This is a genomic window from Streptococcus sp. 2021WUSS126 (assembly GCF_044427255.1).
GTDB lineage: Bacteria > Bacillota > Bacilli > Lactobacillales > Streptococcaceae > Streptococcus > Streptococcus hashimotonensis.
Genome location: NZ_JAOTGI010000005.1, coordinates 56,126 through 75,335, shown reverse-complemented (window position 1 = coordinate 75,335; position 19,210 = coordinate 56,126). Strand labels below are relative to the sequence as shown.

Genomic DNA, 19,210 nt, shown 5'->3' with positions numbered 1-19,210 from the left:
AGGCAGACATGGAACAAGCAAAAATCGATCGGATCAATGAATTGGCTAAAAAGAAAAAAGCTGGTACCTTGACACCAGAGGAAAAAGTTGAACAGGCTCAGCTCAGGGAAGAATACATCGAGGGGTATCGTCGAACAATCCGTCATCATATTGAGGGGATTAAGCTGGTTGATGAAGAAGGCAACGATGTGACGCCAGAGAAACTTCGTCAAGTCCAACGTGAAAAGGGCTTGCATGGCCGTAGTTTGGATGATCCAGAGTCTTAAGCTGGATTACTCAAAAAACAAGCAAAAGACTAGGTTTTCTAGTCTTTTTTGTGCTTTTGAGAACATGTACTTACTTGTTTGCTTAGTTTGTAAATGATAAAATAGAGATATAATAGGTTCAGGGAGGATTTGTCATGAAAAAACTGATGTACACCTTGTTGGTGCTTGCCTATGTTACGGTCGCTTATTTGTCGGTCTACGTCCTTCCTCACTATTATTGTGGTGCAATTATAGGGGCGGCAGGAGCCAGTCTTGGAGCTAGTTTCAAACAGTTCAAGGAAGTGCGAGCTTGTCCTGACCAACCCTTGTTAGCCTATTTTAAGTGGGATAAGAAAAAGACAAGTAGTTTGTTATTGGTCCTTCTTGGCATCTCCTTCATATTCAATTTCTACAAAAATATTATTTTAAAAACGCATGAGAGTTTCATGCGTTTTCTTTATATACTTTGTCCCGTTTTTAACTTTTTCATAAAGATGATGGAACTTGGAATCAGGACGATGATACTGCCAATCCAGGCGGCGGGGTTAGCGGCGGCGGTCCCATAAAAACCGAAATACTGCATGCCGATGATGGCGACTGCTGCTCGGAAAATCAATTCCCCAAAGCCTGCTAGTGTTGGGATAAAGCCCTTGCCAAGTCCCTGAATAAAGCTACGAAGAATAAAGAGGGAAGCAACAATCCAGTAACAAGAGCCGTTAATGATGTAGTAAACAAGAGCCAAGTCCAGCACTGTTTGACTGGCATTTGGCAGAAAGAGACCAGAGAAGAAGCGATTGCCCAAGATGAGAATGACCGCAAATATAATAGCCCAAACAATGTTCAGAAATAGGGAGTAGCGCACCCCTTCTCGGATTCGATCGTAGAGTTTAGCGCCGTAGTTCTGGGCTGTAAAGGTTGCAATAGCCAGCCCCAGATTGACCATGGGCAGCATAGCCAACTGGTCAGTACGAAGGGCAATGGCCTGGGCGGCGATGGCGTCTGTTCCTAGTTGGTTGACCATAAACTGCAAGGTCATGGCTCCGATGGCGATAATACTGGCTTGAAATCCCATTGGAAAAGCAAGCTGGGCATGTTTCTTGAGATTATCCCTATCCAATTTTAAATCAGCTAGTCCAATATGATAGTGAGGTACCTTGTGGATAATGTAAAAAATAAGAAAGAGGACCGAACAGGCTTGGGCGAGGATAGTTGCAAAGCCAGCTCCGAAAACGCCCCAGTCCATGACTAAGATAAAGAAAAAATCCAGACCGATATTGATAAAACAAGCGATAACTAGAGCAAGTAGAGGTGTTTTAGAGTTTCCGAGACTGCGTAGGGCTGAAGACAGGAAATTATAAAAAATAGTAAAGGTCAATCCTCCAAACATGGCCGTTAGAAAGGCATGGGAGTGGTCTATGATACTCACAGGCGTTTGCATTAAGACCAAGATAGGTTTCAAAAATACTAAGGCTGAGACTGTTAGTAAAAGGCTGATGAGGGAAGCGTAGAAGAGTCCGTGGACAAAAGATTTTTTAAGCCCCTCTAAGTCGCCAGCTCCAAAGCGTTGGGCAGAAATAATGGTTAATCCATTGGTAACACCTTGGGCAAAACCGATGATTAAAAAAATCAGGCTGGCTGTCGAACCGACACTTGCAAAGGCATCCTTTCCCAAAGTATGCCCCACAATCATGGAATCAGCAAAATTATAGGCCAGTTGAAAAAAAGATCCAATCAACAAGGGAATAGCGAATTGTAAGATGACTGCAATCGGCTTTCCTTTGGTTAAATCATTCATAACGTCTCCTTTTGACAGATGATAAGCCCACTAGATAAATGATAGTCTAGTAGGCTTTCTAGGGATAAAATATTTCTCCTGAAAACGGAGTATAGGGCGTAAATTTGTTATTTAATTTGTCAGCTCTTCAAAATGATCGACAGTGTTATGGTCTGTTACTGCTAAGATGAGTTCGTCAGATTTGAAGACATAGTCAGGAGTCAGTTGGATGTTTAATTCCTGATTTTCGCCACTTCGGTAACCGATGATATTGAGTTTATAATGTTGGCGGAGTTTTAATTCGCCGAGTGTTTTTCCAATCCATTTTACTGGTGGGTGAAACTCGACAATGGAAACATTACCTTCGAGCTCAAAGAGGCTGGTTGTATCGCGGTGGAGTAATTGTTTCGCTAGGGAAATACCAGTTTCGCGTTCGGGAGAAATAACCTTATCGGCACCGACGCGAAGAAGGACTTCTTTCGCAGTTGTTCCTTTGACTTTGACAATGACCATAGGAACACCTAGAACTTTGCTATGCATGACAGCCAGAACACTGGATTCCAAGTTTTCACCAGTAGCTACAACAACAGCATCGCAGTTACCGATTCCTGCTGCACGTAGGAGCGAGCGGTCGGTGATGTCTCCGACAATACCGCGCGTGAGAATAGGTTCTAGATGATTGATACGTTGCTCATGATTATCGATAGCAATGATATTGCAATCGTAATTGTGTAATGTTTTTGCAATGGTAGTACCAAAAACTCCCAGACCGAGAATTCCGATAGTATAGTTTGGCATGATTTCTCCTTTTAAACAAGCATAGATGATTTTGCGTATTGAAGACTTTCAGTTTTAGATAATTTTCGAACAGAAAGGCTTGCGAGAATAGAAAGTGGACCGATACGGCCGAAGAACATGAGTGCCATAATGACTGCTTGACCGGCCATGGTTAGACTTGGAGTCAGATTGGCCGTAACACCTACAGTGGCTAGTGCTGACATGACCTCGAACATTAAAAATAGAAGTGGTTGTCGGTCATCTGTTAGGGCAAGTGAGAAGAGCCCGATGATGAACATGAGAAGGAAGACTGAGAATGTCGCAAAAGCTTTGCGGATGCTGAGGTTATCGATGGTTCGTCCCATAAAGTTGGTATGAGGGAGACCGAGAATCTCGCTACGAGCATAGAGCACTAAGGTTAGGAAGGCGGTTATTTTAATACCTCCGGCTGTTCCACCTGGGGCTCCGCCAAGCATCATCTGAAAGATATAGAGCAAGAGGGTGATTGGTTCAGCCTTCGTGTAGTCGATACTGGCAAAACCAGCAGTTCGCATGGTGACTGTCTGGAAAAAGCTGGCTAATAATTTATGGCCAAATGATAGTTGCCCGATAGTAGAAGGGTTATTCCATTCGGTGAGTAAGGTTGTTAGAGTTCCGAGGGTTAGTATAATGGCTGTTAGGCCTAGAACAATCTTTGTATGGAACCCTAGTTTTCGTAGGCTACGTTTTTGCCCGATTTGTGTTTGAAGGTCAAACCAAACCGAGAATCCAAGACCTCCCATAATAATGAGACTGGCTAATGTTAGGTTAATCAGAGGATTATCCACATAACGCATGATGCTAGTTGCACCAAAATTATCAAAACCAGCATTACAAAAGGCTGATATAGCTACGAAAATCGAGGTGAATAAACCTCTCGCCCATCCAAATTCAGGCACAAAATGGAAGGAAAGTAAGAGGGCTCCAAAGGCTTCGACCGCCAAGGTAAAACCAAAAGCTGATTTGAGGAAGCTACGAAAATATTTTGTGTCAGATCGGTTTAGAGCCTCTTGTAAGGTTGCCATATTGATGAAATTCATTTTACGACCACCGCGTAAAGCGAAGAGACCGATGAATCCTATCAAGCTCAAACCACCAATTTGGATTAGCATCATACAGATAATCTGTCCAAAAGTAGAATAGGTTTCAGCAACGGCTTTGGTAAATAGCCCTGTCACACAAACCATGGAGACAGATGTGAAGAGATGATCCCAATAACTTGCTGTAGAGGTGCTAATTTGTGAGATGGGAAGACTTAGTAAAATTGATCCAGTCAGAATCACGAATAAGAAACTGATAATGATTCGCTGACTGGAAGAAAGTTTGATCCTAAATGGTGACATAATTCTACCTTTGCTCAAAAAATAAAAGATGAAGATATTGTAGCACAAAAGAAAGAAAATGTACGACTAAAACACGCAAAGAACCTGATTTTTTCTCTTCTTGAAAGCTTCATTGTTTTTTTGTTACTATGGATGTTATAAGCGGTGTTTATATGAGGTGGTTCGGGTGGCTCATTTTATTTGTGATAACGGGGTTATGGGGAAATTATTATGGGCAATGAAAAAGTAGTGCGGACCATAAAAAGAATCTCCTTAGTTGACCTAGGGAGATTTATTTCCATTCTGCTAAGACTTGTTGATGATGGTGACGTAAAGGTCCGACCTTTTGGAGGAGGTAGGTAGCAGCCAGTCCGACCAATAAGCCTGATAAAATTCCTGTAAAAGCGAGGATTGGCAGGTAGTTCAGTACATAGAAAGAACGGGCAATGGTAGCAAAAACAAGAAGCTGACCAAGATTGTGCAACATCCCGCCCAGAATAGAAATTCCAATAGGACTGACACGGTTTGGACCGAGCTGCTTGGCAGAAAGCATTCCTACATAACTCAAAGTAGTTCCAGCAAAGCCATAGAGGAAGGTTGAAAAGGTGCCTCCCAGAAAGGTTGAGATGAGCAAGCGTAGTGCGACAACTTTTAGGCTATCCTTTGTAGGGAGGGTAAAAATAGCAATTAAGCTAATCAAATTTCCCAGTCCTAGCTTGGCACCTGGAGCAAAAGCAAATGGGGGGGTGATGAGTCGTTCAATCAAAGAAATGACAACTGCCTGAGCTGCCAGCATCGTAATAAAGTTAAGTGTTTGACGTTTAGAATTCATGGTGTAGAGAAAAAACTCTTTCTAGTCGATTATCTATTTTACTATCATACTTGTTTTTGTTCACTATGGCAAGTTTTGTCTGCCATATATTACTAATTATTGAAATTTGCTTGTCAACTATCTTGGAATGCGTTATAATGGAAACATGTAATTTGTTTTGGTTTTCACAAGGAGGAAACATTGTGACGAAAAATATTGTGATTGTCGGTGCTGGTTATGCGGGGATTGCAGCAGCTCGATTGCTAGGGAAAACCTTTAAAAAGGATCAAGATGTAACAGTTACCTTGATTGATAAGAACTCTTTCCATACCTATATGACAGAGTTGCATGAAGTTGCGGCAGGGCGTGTAGAAGCCAATGCAATCAAGTATGACCTTCAACGTATCTTCAAAAAATATCCAAAGGTTCAATTGGTAACAGACAAGGTTGTTGAGATTGACTACGATAAGAAACAAGTAGTTGCAGAACACCAAACTCTGGATTTTGATTCCCTGCTCCTTGCAATGGGTGGTGAGGCTAATGACTTTGGTGTGAAAGGTGTTAAAGAACACGGTTTTACACTTTGGTCTATCGAAGCAGCGGAACGTTTGCATGACCACATGATTGATGCTTGCTATCGTGCCATGCGTGAGCATGATGAAGCCAAACGTCGCGCTCTTTTAACCTTTACCGTTATCGGTGCTGGTTTCACAGGTATTGAGATGATCGGTGAGTTGATTGACTGGGTACCAATTTTGGCACGTGAGTTCAAGTTGGATCCAAAAGAATTCTCACTTAAGGTTGTTGAGGCAACGCCAAATATCTTGGCTATGGTTACTGAAAAAGAGCAAGTCAAGGCTCGCAAATACCTTGAGAAAAAAGGTGTTGAATTGGTTCTTGGCGATGGTGTAGCAAGTGTACAAGAAGATAGCTTGACACTTTCATCAGGTCGTCAAATTCCTACCTATACCTCTATTTGGACAGCTGGTGTTCAAGCCAATACAGACGCAAGTGAATTTGGTATTGAAAAAGCACGTGCAGGTCGTTTGGTAGCTAATGAGTTCATGGAAGCGAAAGGCAAGGAAAATGTCTATGTAGCTGGTGACTTGGTTTACTTTGAAGAATCAGAAGGAAAACCAACTCCACAGATTGTACAAGCAGCTGAACAGACAGGCCATACTGCGGCAAGTAATATTATTGCAGCAATCAAGGGTGGCGAAAAACATAGCTACAAAGGTAAATATGATGGGTTTATGGTATCTATTGGAGCACGCTACGGTGTAGCCTTCTTGATGGACAAATACCACATGTCAGGCTTTATGGCAATGGCTGTCAAACACATGGTAAACCTACTCTACTTCTTTACCATCCGTAGTTTCTTCTACATGGGTTCTTATGTTCGTCATGAATTCTTTGACATTCAGAATAAGCGAAACATTTTCGGAGGTCATACTTCAGGCAAAGGAAATCTTCTCTGGTCTGTACCAATGCGTGTCCTTTATGGTTCAGTATGGCTCTACGAAGGTATCAAGAAAGCCTTCGGTCTATTTGGAACAACATCATGGTTTGGGGATCAAGTTGTCTTCCCATTCCCTTGGTTAGCTGATCCAGTATCTGGTGCATCTGCTGCTGAGGCGGTTTCAAGTGCCTCACAAGCGGCAACTGCTGCGGCAGAAGCTGCTGAACCGATTTTTGGTTTGAGCTATGCCTATGGTGAAGCACCGATGGCTGTTTTGGACAAAATGCCTGATTGGTTTGCTACTATCATGGAATTTATGATGCCAAACCAAGAAGTAGCACTCTTTATGCAAAAATTTATGACAGTAGCAGAAATCGGTATTGGTCTGGCTTTGATTGCTGGTGCCTTTGTATGGATTGTATCTGCTGCAACCGTTGCTTTGGTAGTTATGTTCAGCCTGTCAGGCATGTTCTACTGGGTAAATATTTGGTTCATCCCAGCAGCTATTTCTCTTATGAACGGTGCGGGTAGAGCCTTCGGTCTAGACTACTGGATCATGCCATGGTTGGGTCGTTTCCTAGACAAGAAGATTTATGGAAAGCCGAAGCATATTTACCGTATCAAGGATAAAAAATAAAGGAAATATAGAAAGTTAGTGGTACATCAAATTTGGAATACCTATCCTGAGATTGAGAGGGGACTTGAAGAGGTAAAATCCATCATCTTATCTGAGATGATGGTCCTGCATCCAGCAGTTACAGCGAAGATTGTTGAATATGTAGAGGCACCAGGAAAATACCTGCGTGCCGGTCTCTGTCTGCTCTTTACACAAATGACGGAAGGAAAGATTAGCCGTTCAAAGCTATATTTTGCTGCCCATTTAGAAGTCCTGCATCTGGCGACTCTGATTCATGACGATGTGATTGATAGCGCGGATAAACGGCGGGGAGTCACGGCGGCTCATCAACAATTTTCTAATCGAATCGCTATCTACACGGGTGATTATCTTCTTGCCTATTCAAGTCGACTATTTGGAAAAGGGCTTCGTTTGCTAGAAGTATCACGTGATGATTTGGATTTGGGCAATGATAAGCTGATGGAAACAATTCTTCGAGGGGAATTATCTCAGCTACTCAATCAATTTGATGCCAATATGACTATGAAAGCCTATCTCAAGCAAATTCAAGGAAAAACAGCTTTTCTATTTGGACTTGCCTGTCAGTTGGGGAGCTTTGTACCAGGCCAATCTAGGAAAGACAGTAGCATGGCTTTTCGGTCTGGGCAAGCACTTGGCATGGCCTTTCAGCTACGAGATGACTTAATTGACTATCAGCTGGATGTAGCAGCATCAGGAAAACCTAGATTGCAAGATATTCAAAATGGTATCTATACTGCACCGCTACTATTTGCTATGCGAGAAGACAAGTCTATCCAGCAGCAATTGCGGGCCTATATTCAATCCCCTACGGCAGAAGGGTTGGAAAGCCTTACAGATAGGATTTTTTCAACACATGCTATTGCCAAAACAGAGAAACTGATTGTTAGCTATTTGGAAAAAATGATGAATTTTGTAGATAGAATACCACAGTTATCGACTGCATCTATGCAAAATTTGGTGGCAATAGTTTTTAGTCATTATTTTTAAAAAATAACTAGACATTTTCTCTAATTAGGTATATCATTATAAATATAAAACTATTTACTTAACAAAAGGAGCATTGTTATGAAAACAACTAAAGTTGTGTTGAAAAGTTTGGTAGTTCTTGGTGCGGTATTTGCACTCGCAGCTTGTGGGTCTAAACAAGAATCTACTTCAACTTCGTCTTCAACTAAAGAAACAGTAGTATTGAAAGATGGTACTTATAAAGCTGAGTCAAGCAAAGACGATTATGGCTACAAAATTGTTCACACATTGACTGTTAAAGATGGAAAAATTAGTGAGTCAAAATTTGACTACGAAGCGGAAGATGGAAGTCTTAAATCAGCAAATGAAGAGTACAACAAAAAAATGAAAGATAAAGCTGGAGTTTCTGCCGGTGAAGCAATTGAACAACTCAATGCAGCTTTGGTTGAGAAACAAGAACTCTCAGCTGTTGAAGTTGTATCAGGTGCAACTCATACTTCTGAAGACTTCAAGAAGAGTGCAGAAGCCCTTCTTGCAGCAGCTGCTGAAGGAAAAACAGAAACTGTAAAACTTGACTAATTAAGTCTATACAGAAAAGACACAGTCGCACTTGTTTGGCTACTGTGTCTTCTTATTTTTTGGGGAAGGTAAAATCAGTGAAAAAAATTGCAAGTCTATTGTTCGTGGGCCTACTGATGGTTTTGCTTGTTGCCTGTAGTGGTAAACAAAACGAAAGTTTATCTGTTGTGAAAACTCCGTTGACTCGTAGTGAAAGCTTACTTCACACAGTAGTGCAATTGAGCATTTATCATGAAAATCAGGAAGAAGCGATGGATGAAGCTGTCTCCTATATCAAGGAGATGGAAAGTCTGTTGTCCACAAACTTGGAAGGAGCAGATGTCTACCGTATCAATCAGGCAGCAGGAAAAGAGGCTGTCAAGGTGGATGAACGTACCTTTGAAGTGATTGAAACAGCTATTGACATGAGTAAAGAAAGTCAGGGGCTATTTGACATTTCCATTGGAGCTGTGAGCAATCTGTGGAAAATTGGAGATGAGGATGCACGTAAGCCGAGTGATGAAGAAATCAAAGCTGCTCTGCCATTTATCAATTATAAAGACATTACTTTAGATAAGGAGAAGAAGACCGTCTTTATCAAAGAAGGAATGACGCTAGAATTAGGAGCCATTTCCAAAGGTTACATTGCAGATAAGGTTAGAGAATTGTTTGCCAGCAAAGGGATTACGACAGCTATCATCAATCTAGGCGGGAATGTGGTGGTTATGGGGGATTCGCCAACGACACAAAATGGTTGGAATGTTGGAGTTCAAGACCCAGACCAAGTGCGTGGATCAACGGTCGGTTCTGTGCCAGGGACACATGATTCGGTTGTTACCTCAGGTATTTACGAGCGCTACTTAGAGGTGGACGGTGTTAAATACCACCATATTCTGGATCCAAAAACTGGCTATCCTGTGGAAAACGATATTTCAGGTGTGACAGTCTTTTCCAAAACATCTATCCAAGGGGATGCCTTATCCACAACTCTCTTCTTACTAGGTGTGGAAAAAGGTCTTGACTTTATCAATCAGATTGACGGTGTAGAAGCTGTTTTCATCGATAAGGAGCAGGGCGTTCATCTGAGTGATGGCTTGAAAGAAAGCTTTGAATTAACGAATGAGGAGTATCATCTTGTCAATGAATAAATCAACTAAAGGACTCAGTTTGCCTGTATTTCTAGAATTTGTTGAAATGAAGACCAAGGTAGCTAGTGTTTTCCCGATGACCCTGGGGATTTTATGGAGCCTGTATCGCTATCAAGCTTTCAATTGGCTCAATACTCTCCTCTTCATCATTGCCGTCCTCAGCTTTGACATGTGTACAACTGCCATCAACAATAGCATGGACTACCACAAGGCCAAGGATGAAACCTATCGTCAGGAAAGCAATGTGATTGGAAAATTCTCTCTAGATTTCCGTCAGATGATTGGAATCGTCCTTGCCCTACTTATTTTTTCTCTACTGGTTTCATTACTCCTTGTATGGCGGACCAGCTGGCTCCTCCTACCGATGGGGGCTCTCTGTTTCCTCATTGGTATCTTTTATACCTTTGGTCCTATTCCACTTTCGAGAATGCCACTGGGTGAAGTTTTCTCTGGAGTAACCATGGGGTTTGGGATTTTCTTTCTTGCTGTATTTATTCAGCAACCAGATTTGCTACTGACCAGCCAAGTGAGCGGCCAGTGGATGACCTTGCAATTCTCTTGGATAAAAATAATAGAAATTATTTTCATGTCCCTTCCTTTGGTAACCTTGATTGCCAATATCATGTTGGCCAACAATACCTGTGATTTAGAAGAAGATATTCGCAACCATCGTTATACTCTGGTTTACTATATTGGCAAGAAAAATGCTCTTAAATTGTATTTCGTCTTGGCAAGTTTACCATGGTTGCTGTGGCTGTTGTACTGTTTGACTGGTTTCTTGCCAATCTGGGCCCTGATCGGTTTAATCGGTGTTTGGCCTGCTTATAAGAGTCTAGAAACATTTTTGAAAAAGCAAGTCAAACGGGAAACCTTTATCGAGGCAGTAAAGAGTTTTGTACTCTTTGCGCTGCTATATGTGGTGATACTTGCTTTAGCCCTTATTTTCTAAAAAGGAAAGACACAGTCATTCATCAACAGGCTGTGTCTTCTTTGTTATAGTGGTAAAATGAGTTCTTCTTCATCAGTGCCTTCTCCGCCAACGGATTTGATTTCAATCAACAGGTTATGTGGCAGGCAGACGGAGAGTTCTCCTGGCTGGCTAATCCAGCTGGTCATAACGGCAATTTGGTCTGGGCTATTGTCTTCCTTGACCCGAATGCGTTCGCCATCAACTTCAATGATGTTGTATTGCCCTTCATTGGGATAGTAGGTCTTTTCTTGATGTGGTGTGTCCTTTGATAATTCAAATTGGTCGACCACCTCACCATTGATGCGGACATAGGCAATTGTTTTTGCCTCATTTGTATCTGTTGTCAGATGTGCATAGGTAAAAATTGCTGGAAGAAAGGATAAGATGAGGGTAAATCCGATTAAGATATAATCAAATAGTTTGAGTTGTTTGAGAATGGATTTGAATGTCATATACAATCTATTTTATAGAAAAAATCCTACTTTGTAAAATGTTGGATACAGATTACTTTTTCAATTATCTAGAGAAGAGTAGGATGGCTAACATTCCCCAAAATCTAGCATGAAGTGGTTGTATTTTCCCAGCGAAAAATCCAATGGAGAAAGTTAGGGCAAAACCTGCAAAGAGAAACCAGAGCAGCGGTTTATGATAAAGATAGATAGCTTTTTGGACAACATTTGATTCTGGACGGGTAGTTTGCCAGTCACTATTTAAAATTGGAAGTATAGTGAATAGTAAGAAAAGGATTGATGGATTGTCCCCTGTCAGGTAGCTATGTATATATGCTACAAATTGCTGTATAGGAGAGAACAATCAAAGTGAAAATGAATTTCGGTTTGTCAACGTCTATCTGGTTTCTCCTTTTTAAGATAAATCCGATAAAGAATAGCCAGAGCAAATCCAGCAGGAAGGATGAGGGCAAGTGGTTTGACATGCCCTAGCCAAATGCCTACAGAATAAGTCAAGGTCATGGCAAACAGTGCAAAGACAGATTGAATGAGAAAGTAGCGTTTTTCCTCTGTTGTTTTATAGGATCTAAAGATCTGAATGGTCGGTAGCGTAATCAAGAACGAATCGCTGCTAATTGGCTCATTGACCATATAAGAGTAGATGAAGAAGGCAGAAAAGAGGCCATAAAACAAGACAAAAATGCGACAGGTTTGTTTAGGTGTAAAAGGTTTATTCATGGTGTTAGCTCCTTATTTTTTCTTAGCAGTATCTGCTTCCAGTTTTTGCAGATAGGCAATGGCAGACAGGGCTAGACTGGCAAAGAGGCCCATCATGCCACCGAAGAAGAGGGATTTTACGTGGAAGATGGAATCCAGTAGGGGAAGCTGGAGGCTAAAGAGGTCTGCCAGCCCAGCAAAGAGGCTAGATAGCAGGGCAACTCCCAGTCCCCAGAGAAGTGGGTTAAGGGGCCGGGCTTGTCTTTCCTCAGGGCTCAGTTCGTCCACGTCATATTGAGGCAGGTCAGCATGGAGAGTACGCATATTAACGATACCAATTAGGATAATACTGAAGAAGGCAATGATCATTGGATAGTAGGCAGCCACCTCCAGAGGGTAGCGGTAGGCTAGGAAGTAGGCGATGGCATTTCCAAGAGCTAGGAAGTAGAAGTAGTAGATAAAGGCTTGTCCGCCGATAGCATCAGCCTCGGCCCGTCGGTATTCGTCTAAAGGACCGCGGATACCATAAAAACGTTTAATCATATTTTTGATCCACTTGGGTTCTTCTTTGGCAATAGCAGAGCTGACAGTTAGTTTTTCTGCCTTTTTCATGCGTTTACGAAGAGTGATTTCGATATAAATTCCCATGAAAACACCGACTAGACAGGCTGCAAGGAATTTTCGGAGGTCAAATAAATGGTCTAGTGGATTGAGTCCTTCCATCCAGGCATCAAATCCAGTGTTCCAGATATACATACCACAGGTGAAATAGAGGGCGAATTTGATACTGGCTCCCTTGAGCTGCTGCTGTTCCTTGCTAGTCAGTTCTTCTACATCTAAACTGTCCAGTTGGCTGTGGCGAAGTTTATACATGATGTAGCTACTGGTTGCTAGATAGCTTAGGAGCAGAGAAACGGGATAGCCAAAGGCAACGACTTCTGGGAAGCGTTTGGATAGGGCAAGTGCCAGTAAGGTAAGAGCCATGGTGCCCCAAAAGAGTAGGATAAAGCAGGTATTACCTAGTCGGAAGGCTTCTTGTTGGCGAAATTCGTCTAAGGGACCTGCGATACCGTAAAAGCGTTTGATCAATTTATCTTGAAAGGTTTCCTTTTTCATACGATACTCCTATTTACTTACGACGAAAAATGAGTGGCAGGTAAGATAATCCTAGGAAGTAGACGGTTCCAGCAATCAGCAGTTGCACCCAGAACTTCACATGGCTGATGATCTGCAAGATGTCTGCTCTGCTATTGCCCCAAAGCTGAAAGAGGACAAAGAGCGGGATAAAAATAAGGGTAGAGATAAGGGCTTTGCGTGTATTCTTTTTCATGATATTTTCCTTTCTATTCATTCCAAAAGAGGCTGTTGAGATCGGTCTGTAAAGCTTTGGCTAGGTTGATACAGAGGTCTAGCGAGGGGTTGTATTTGTTGTTTTCAATCATGTTGATGGTTTGCCTGGATACGCCGATGGCTTTGGCAAGATCCAGCTGGGAAATCCCTAGCAGTAGGCGATAATCTTTGACACGGTTCATGGGTTCTCCTTTCGTGTAAAATATATGCGACATTCTATTGTAAAGAGAGAGGATAGACTAGCTATCCTTAGGCATGATGTCAATTATATGCGACAGTTGGTTGTAAAAAATGAGGGAGACCTCCCTGTTGATGTCAACTATATGTGACATGTTTCATTACTGTTAGTATATACCTGTTCATATAAGTTGTCAACTATATTTGACAGTTTTTTTGTAAAAAGTTTGCAACAACTTTTTATTTTAATTTGTGGTACAATAGAAAAGATATGACCAAGGAATTTAATCACACAACTGTTCTCTTGCATGAGACAGTCGATATGTTAGACATCAAACCAAATGGAATTTATGTAGATGCAACGCTGGGTGGAGCAGGGCATAGTGAGTATCTGCTCAGTCAGTTGACGGATGGGGGGCATCTTTATGCCTTTGATCAGGATCAGACTGCTATTGATCATGCCCATATTCGCTTGGCATCCTACATTGAAAAGGGACAAGTGACCTTTATCAGGGACAATTTTCGCAATCTCAAGACTCGCTTGGCAGAGCTAGGTGTAACAGAGATTGATGGGATTTGTTATGATTTAGGAGTATCTAGTCCACAGTTGGATGAGCGGGAGCGTGGCTTTTCTTACAAACAAGATGCTCCGCTTGATATGCGGATGAATCGTGAGGGACATTTGACGGCTTATGATGTGGTCAATAACTATGACTATCACGACTTGGTACGGATTTTCTTTAAATACGGTGAGGATAAATTTTCCAAGCAGATTGCTCGTAAGATTGAACAGGCGCGTGCGGTCAAGCCGATTGAAACAACGACTGAGTTGGCAGAGCTGATCAAATCTGCCAAGCCAGCCAAGGAACTTAAGAAGAAGGGGCATCCTGCTAAGCAGATTTTCCAAGCTATTCGGATTGAGGTCAACGATGAGTTGGGAGCAGCGGATGAATCTATCCAGCAGGCCATTGACTTATTGGCTCTGGATGGACGGATTTCTGTTATTACATTCCATTCTTTAGAAGATCGTTTGACCAAACAACTCTTCAAAGAAGCAAGTACGATTGATGTTCCAAAAGGTTTGCCATTTATTCCAGATGACTTGAAGGCGCCGCTTGAATTGGTCAATCGTAAGCCTATCTTACCTAGTCAAGAAGAATTAGAGGCAAATAATCGCGCACATTCAGCCAAGCTGCGTGTAGCTAAGAAAGTACATAAATAGGAGAGAGTCTATGTTGCAAGAAAAACGTAGAGAAGCCACTATGCGGGTTATCGGTGATAAAATTAGAACCTTCACACGTGTAGAAAAAGCCTTCTATTCAAGCATCGTATTATCTGGATTAGCCCTTGCCATAGGAATTATCTTTATGCAAACGCGGCTTTTGCAGCTTCAATCTGGGATGGCCAAAGTCAATCAAGATATTAGCCAAAAACAGATTGAAATCAACGATGCAAAGCAAGCTGTCAATGAATTGACACGTTCAGCTCGCTTGATGGAAATTGCTGAAAAAGCTGGATTAACTTTTAATAATGACAATATTGGAGTAGCCGAATAATGCCCAGAAGAAATAATAAACTCTTGCGGTATGTCTTGAAAAAACGATATGTTCCGTCAAAAAATCGTCGAAGAGTAGGCCAGAGCCTACTTCTTTTGACGGTTTTCGTCTTTTTTCTCTTTTTAATCAACTTTGCCTATATTATCGGTACCGATAGTAAATTGGGGGTGAACTTGTCAGAGAGAGCTGATGCGGTACATCAGCGTGAAGTTACCGTTCAAGCTAAACGGGGGACGATATACGACCGTACAGGGATTCCTATTGCGGAAGATTCGACGACCTATACGGTCTATGCCATCATTGACACAGAATATGTGTCAGAACTGAAAAAAGTTTTGTATGTGCAGTCTTCTCAGTTCAGCAAAGTAGCAGAAATCTTTAAAAAGCATCTCGGAATGGAGACAGATTATGTTATGGAGCAGCTGAATCAACCGGAACTGAAGCAGGTATACTTTGGGACGTTAGGTAAGAATATCTCCTATAGTACGATGTCCTCAATCCAAGAAGAGATGAAGGCGGCAGGTATTGAAGGGATTGCCTTTAACGCTAGTCCAGGACGGATGTATCCGAATGGAAATTTTGCTTCAATTTTTGTCGGGTTAGCTAATCCGGTTGAAAACAAGGATGGTAGTCATAGTTTACAGGGTGTGAGTGGTTTGGAATATTATCTGAATGATATTCTGGCTGGTCAAGATGGAAAGGTTATCTACGAGAAAGATAGCCAAGGCCGTGTCCTACCTGGAACAGAAAAGGTTGAAACGGAGACAGTAAACGGGCAGGATGTCTATACGACAATTTCAGCCGATTTGCAACGTTCTCTTGAAACCAATATGAATACCTTCTTCGATAAAGCCAAAGGGCGATATGCGAATGCAACTTTGGTTTCAGCCAAGACGGGTGAAATACTGGCGACGACCCAAAGGCCAAGCTATGATTCAGATACCAAAGAAGGTCTAGGCCAAGAAGGACTGCTAGAGCGGTCACTCTTATACCAAGAAGCGTTTGAGCCTGGTTCAACAATGAAGGTGCTAACAGTAGCGTCAGCTATCGATAATGGAACCTTTGATCCAAATGCCTATTATACCAATAATGAGTACGTTATCGCAGACGCGAAAATCAATGACTGGACCCTCAATGCAGGTTATTCAGCTGTGACTCTCAATTATGCGCAAGGCTTCTCCCTATCCAGTAACGTTGGGATGACCTTATTGCAGCAACAGATGGGAGATGAAAAATGGCTAAATTACCTCGCTAAATTCCGCTTTGGCTACCCAACGCGTTTTGGTATGGGGGACGAGGCGCCAGGAATGGTACCAGGGGACAACATTGTTTCTATCGCCATGTCATCGTTTGGTCAGGGTATTTCTGCAAACCAAGCACAGATGCTTCGTAGTTTTACCGCCATTGCGAATAACGGTATTATGCTAGAGCCTAAATTCATCTCAGCTCTTTATAATCCTAATACAGATACAGCTAGAATTTCTTCGAAAGAAGAAGTGGGAAATCCAGTTTCTGAACAAGCTGCCGATGATACACTTCGCTATATGATAAATGTCGGTACTGACCCTGTTTATGGTACGCTCTACTCACATGACTTACAGGGACCTGCAATTCAAGTTGATGGCTATGACATTGCAGTTAAATCAGGTACGGCGGAAATTGCCAGTGAAGATGGTCAAGGGTATATTAAAGGTGCCTACATCAACTCTGTAGTAGCCATGATCCCTGCTGAGAATCCTGAGTTTATCATGTATGTGACCATTCGCCAACCGGAAGTATTGAATGTCCTGTCTTGGCGTGATATTGTCAGTCCTACATTGAAAGAAGCGATGCTGTTGAAAGACAATTTGAATCTGGATTCACCTGCACCAGCATTGGCACAGGTCGCTAATGAGACAGAGTATCGATTGCCAGACCTCATTGGTAAGGCACCAGGCGAGTCGGCTGAGGAACTTCGCCGTCAATTAGTTCAACCAGTTATCCTTGGAAACGGTGCTGAAATTAAAAAAGTTTCAGTCGAAAAAGGAAGTAAGGTAATCGCCAACCAACAGGTTCTACTCCTGACAAATAAATTCGAAGAAATGCCAGACCTGTACGCAATCACCAAAGAGAATATGGATATATTTGCTGAATGGACTGGTATCGAAGTGACCTATAAAGGAACGGGTTCAAAAGTAGTCGACCAAAGTGTAGAGGTCGGTACCGCTTTGAATAAAACCAAGAAAATAACAATAACCTTAGGAGACTAACATGCAATTCGCACTTATGTCGGGATTGGTAGCTTTTCTAGCAACCGTTCTCTTAATCCCACGATTTATTACATTTTATCAAGCCAAACGCATCGAGGGGCAACAGATGCACGAAGATGTGAAACAACATCAGTTTAAGGCAGGTACACCAACAATGGGGGGAACAGTTTTTCTCGTTGTTGCGATACTTGTCAGCTTGTTGTTTGCAACGGCCTTTCAACTGTTGACGGGTGGTGTTCTCGCCATCCTCTTTATCCTTGCCCTTTATGGTGTAGTAGGATTTTTGGATGACTTTTTAAAAATTTTCCGTAAGATAAATGAAGGTCTTAATCCTAAACAAAAGCTTGCTCTACAAATTTTAGGAGGGATTGTCTTCTACTTTGTCCACGTAAGAGGAGCAGGTGGCGGAGAATTGAATGTATTTGGTCACATGATACATTTGGGAGTTCTCTATTTTCCATTTGTTCTGTTCTGGCTGGTCGGTTTTTCAAATGCAGTTAATTTGACAGATGGTATTGATGGATTGGCTTCTATCTCAGTTGTTATCAGCCTTCTAGCTTACTCTGTCATCGCCTTCAATGAGCAAAAATTTGATATTCTTCTAGTTTGTGTGACCATGATTGGTGGCTTGCTCGGTTTCTTTGTTTATAACCGTAAACCAGCGAAGATTTTCATGGGGGATGTGGGAAGCTTGGCTCTCGGCGGTATGTTGGCAACTATTTCAATTGCCCTCCGTCAGGAATGGACCCTCCTCCTTATCGGCCTGGTCTATGTCATTGAAACGTCCTCTGTTATGTTGCAAGTTTCATATTTTAAATACACCAAAAAACGCTTTGGAGAAGGTCGTCGTATCTTCCGTATGACTCCTTTTCATCACCATTTGGAGCTCGGAGGTTTGACCGGAAAAGCTGAAAAATGGAGCGAGTGGAAAGTTGACTTTTTCCTCTGGTCAGTCGGTCTTGTAATGAGTCTGATTACCTTGGCTATTCTTTATTTATAAGATTTACCCATGGTGCTAGTTCATTTCAAAATAGCGTAAGTTATGAGCTAGAATAATTTGTTCCATTCGTAACTGTAGTCCGGCTAGACTTCTAGCTAATGTATGTTGGATGTCAAAGAGACGACACAGTTCAGAAAAACGTGTTTCAATAGTTCGTCTCATGGCCATCGCTTTCCAATTGTTCTGTTCTTCAGCTCCTGTCATGTTTTGTCGAAATGGCGTCCATAGGTGGTAACCTTCTTGCTCTAAGTCCTTTTTGAGTTCACTGCTTAAGTAACCTAGATCACCTAGGATAACCGATTGTTTACATCCCTCTAATAGTTCATAAACCACCTTGATATCATGGACAGAGGCTGGTGTGACAACATAATTCAGAATATAACCAGATAAGGTCACCAGCATATGAACCTTGAAACCGTAAAACCAAAGATGTTTAGAGGCGTTGTAACCAATATCAGCTACACCTTTAAAAATGGCAACTCTTTGATTGCGAATAGGGTGACAAAGTGGCAAAGGAAAACTATCTATAATGGCTAGTTTATCAGATGGAAGCAGTTCACTCTTAGCTTTTCGGATTAATTGGACTAGCCAAATCAATTGTTTAGACCGCCGATTGAAACTGCTTCTTTCTAGTAACCGACCACAAGGAAAGAGGGGGCAGATGGTGTAGAAATGGCGTTGTGATGTCATGCTTAGTTCAGCTTGTAACAGAAGTAAGACAAGAATTGATTCATCTGAAACTTTAGCTAAGCCAACATTTCGCCGATGTTTGAAGGAATCTGGACAGTAGTTTTGGTAGAAGTGATGACAAATTTGAGATAATTGGCGTACATTCCATTGCAAATGATGAGATTTAGCAGTATACTGTAAGTAGCTCATTTGGACTAACCTCCTGTATGTTTAGACACTTACAGTATAGTCTATTTGGGCTTTTTATTGTAGTTTGAAATGAACTAGTACCACAGGTAAGATTTTTATTGTATAT

The 19,210-nt window shown here is 41.8% G+C and carries 20 protein-coding genes; 10 read left to right on the top strand and 10 right to left on the bottom strand.

Annotated features, from left to right (window positions below; translation table 11 throughout):
* Nucleotides 1-8 precede the first annotated feature (8 nt).
* Nucleotides 9-266: a DUF896 family protein gene (locus ODU39_RS03915; protein ID WP_105212470.1), complete on the top strand. Its 258-nt coding sequence runs from the start codon at nt 9-11 to the stop codon at nt 264-266.
* 436 nt (nt 267-702) lie between these two features.
* Here the strand turns inward: ODU39_RS03915 and ODU39_RS03910 are convergent, their stop codons facing one another.
* From ODU39_RS03910 to ODU39_RS03895, 4 genes are all read right to left on the bottom strand, one after another.
* A complete protein-coding gene (locus tag ODU39_RS03910) occupies nt 703-2,040 on the bottom strand; it encodes an MATE family efflux transporter (RefSeq protein ID WP_398579941.1) in 1,338 nt (445 codons plus the stop codon).
* Nucleotides 2,041-2,151: 111 nt separating this feature from the next.
* Entirely contained in the window at nt 2,152-2,817 is a 666-nt protein-coding gene (locus ODU39_RS03905; RefSeq protein WP_002938014.1) for a TrkA family potassium uptake protein, read from the bottom strand.
* Nucleotides 2,818-2,828: 11 nt separating this feature from the next.
* Nucleotides 2,829-4,178 carry a TrkH family potassium uptake protein gene (locus ODU39_RS03900; RefSeq protein ID WP_398579940.1) on the bottom strand — a complete coding sequence of 450 codons (1,350 nt, stop codon included), beginning with the start codon at nt 4,176-4,178 and terminating at the stop codon, nt 2,829-2,831.
* A 271-nt stretch (nt 4,179-4,449) separates the two neighbouring features.
* On the bottom strand, nt 4,450-4,989 hold the full coding sequence (locus ODU39_RS03895; protein ID WP_136670192.1) for a Gx transporter family protein: 540 nt from the start codon (nt 4,987-4,989) through the stop codon (nt 4,450-4,452).
* A gap of 182 nt (nt 4,990-5,171) precedes the next feature.
* On the opposite strand from ODU39_RS03895, the gene ODU39_RS03890 reads away from it, so the two are divergent.
* The 5 genes from ODU39_RS03890 (at nt 5,172) to menA (ending at nt 10,706) form a co-directional block, all read left to right on the top strand.
* Nucleotides 5,172-7,064, top strand: coding sequence for an FAD-dependent oxidoreductase (locus ODU39_RS03890; RefSeq protein WP_398579939.1), 1,893 nt, complete (start codon nt 5,172-5,174; stop codon nt 7,062-7,064).
* 18 nt (nt 7,065-7,082) lie between these two features.
* Nucleotides 7,083-8,072 (top strand): polyprenyl synthetase family protein, encoded by a 990-nt coding sequence (locus tag ODU39_RS03885; protein WP_398579938.1) that lies wholly within the window; start codon nt 7,083-7,085, stop codon nt 8,070-8,072.
* Between the two features lie 78 nt (nt 8,073-8,150).
* Complete coding sequence (locus ODU39_RS03880) at nt 8,151-8,630, top strand: FMN-binding protein (protein WP_024382897.1); 480 nt, start codon at nt 8,151-8,153, stop codon at nt 8,628-8,630.
* Between the two features lie 77 nt (nt 8,631-8,707).
* Entirely contained in the window at nt 8,708-9,757 is a 1,050-nt protein-coding gene (locus tag ODU39_RS03875; protein WP_208564742.1) for an FAD:protein FMN transferase, read from the top strand.
* On the top strand, nt 9,750-10,706 hold the full coding sequence (menA, locus tag ODU39_RS03870) for a 1,4-dihydroxy-2-naphthoate polyprenyltransferase (protein ID WP_398579937.1): 957 nt from the start codon (nt 9,750-9,752) through the stop codon (nt 10,704-10,706). The genes ODU39_RS03875 and menA overlap by 8 nt, the downstream gene beginning before the upstream one ends.
* Before the next feature lie 44 nt (nt 10,707-10,750).
* On the opposite strand, the gene ODU39_RS03865 is transcribed toward menA, so the two are convergent.
* The 5 genes from ODU39_RS03865 to ODU39_RS03845 form a co-directional block, all read right to left on the bottom strand.
* Nucleotides 10,751-11,179, bottom strand: a complete 429-nt coding sequence (locus ODU39_RS03865) for a NusG domain II-containing protein (protein ID WP_136670188.1) — start codon at nt 11,177-11,179, stop codon at nt 10,751-10,753.
* A 387-nt stretch (nt 11,180-11,566) separates the two neighbouring features.
* Entirely contained in the window at nt 11,567-11,914 is a 348-nt protein-coding gene (locus tag ODU39_RS03860) for a hypothetical protein (protein WP_044753759.1), read from the bottom strand.
* A gap of 12 nt (nt 11,915-11,926) precedes the next feature.
* The gene (locus tag ODU39_RS03855; protein ID WP_208571351.1) at nt 11,927-13,009 is read right to left on the bottom strand and encodes a DUF3278 domain-containing protein; all 1,083 of its coding nucleotides are present in this window, start codon (nt 13,007-13,009) and stop codon (nt 11,927-11,929) included.
* 13 nt (nt 13,010-13,022) lie between these two features.
* On the bottom strand, nt 13,023-13,223 hold the full coding sequence (locus tag ODU39_RS03850) for a hypothetical protein (RefSeq protein WP_208571350.1): 201 nt from the start codon (nt 13,221-13,223) through the stop codon (nt 13,023-13,025).
* Nucleotides 13,224-13,236: 13 nt separating this feature from the next.
* Entirely contained in the window at nt 13,237-13,425 is a 189-nt protein-coding gene (locus ODU39_RS03845) for a helix-turn-helix transcriptional regulator (protein WP_002942681.1), read from the bottom strand.
* 266 nt (nt 13,426-13,691) lie between these two features.
* On the opposite strand from ODU39_RS03845, the gene rsmH reads away from it, so the two are divergent.
* Genes rsmH through mraY form a run of 4 tightly spaced genes read left to right on the top strand, consistent with a single transcriptional unit; the run spans nt 13,692 to nt 18,225 of the window.
* Nucleotides 13,692-14,642 (top strand): 16S rRNA (cytosine(1402)-N(4))-methyltransferase RsmH, encoded by a 951-nt coding sequence (gene rsmH, locus ODU39_RS03840; protein WP_002937995.1) that lies wholly within the window; start codon nt 13,692-13,694, stop codon nt 14,640-14,642.
* A gap of 10 nt (nt 14,643-14,652) precedes the next feature.
* Nucleotides 14,653-14,976 (top strand): cell division protein FtsL, encoded by a 324-nt coding sequence (gene ftsL / locus ODU39_RS03835; RefSeq protein WP_002937992.1) that lies wholly within the window; start codon nt 14,653-14,655, stop codon nt 14,974-14,976.
* Complete coding sequence (pbp2X, locus tag ODU39_RS03830) at nt 14,976-17,225, top strand: penicillin-binding protein PBP2X (protein ID WP_208571349.1); 2,250 nt, start codon at nt 14,976-14,978, stop codon at nt 17,223-17,225. Before ftsL ends, pbp2X begins: the two co-directional genes overlap by 1 nt.
* Before the next feature lies 1 nt (nt 17,226).
* Nucleotides 17,227-18,225 carry a phospho-N-acetylmuramoyl-pentapeptide-transferase gene (gene mraY, locus ODU39_RS03825; protein WP_014638523.1) on the top strand — a complete coding sequence of 333 codons (999 nt, stop codon included), beginning with the start codon at nt 17,227-17,229 and terminating at the stop codon, nt 18,223-18,225.
* 15 nt (nt 18,226-18,240) lie between these two features.
* Here the strand turns inward: mraY and ODU39_RS03820 are convergent, their stop codons facing one another.
* Nucleotides 18,241-19,104: an IS982 family transposase gene (locus tag ODU39_RS03820; RefSeq protein WP_015647273.1), complete on the bottom strand. Its 864-nt coding sequence runs from the start codon at nt 19,102-19,104 to the stop codon at nt 18,241-18,243.
* Nucleotides 19,105-19,210: the final 106 nt, after the last annotated feature.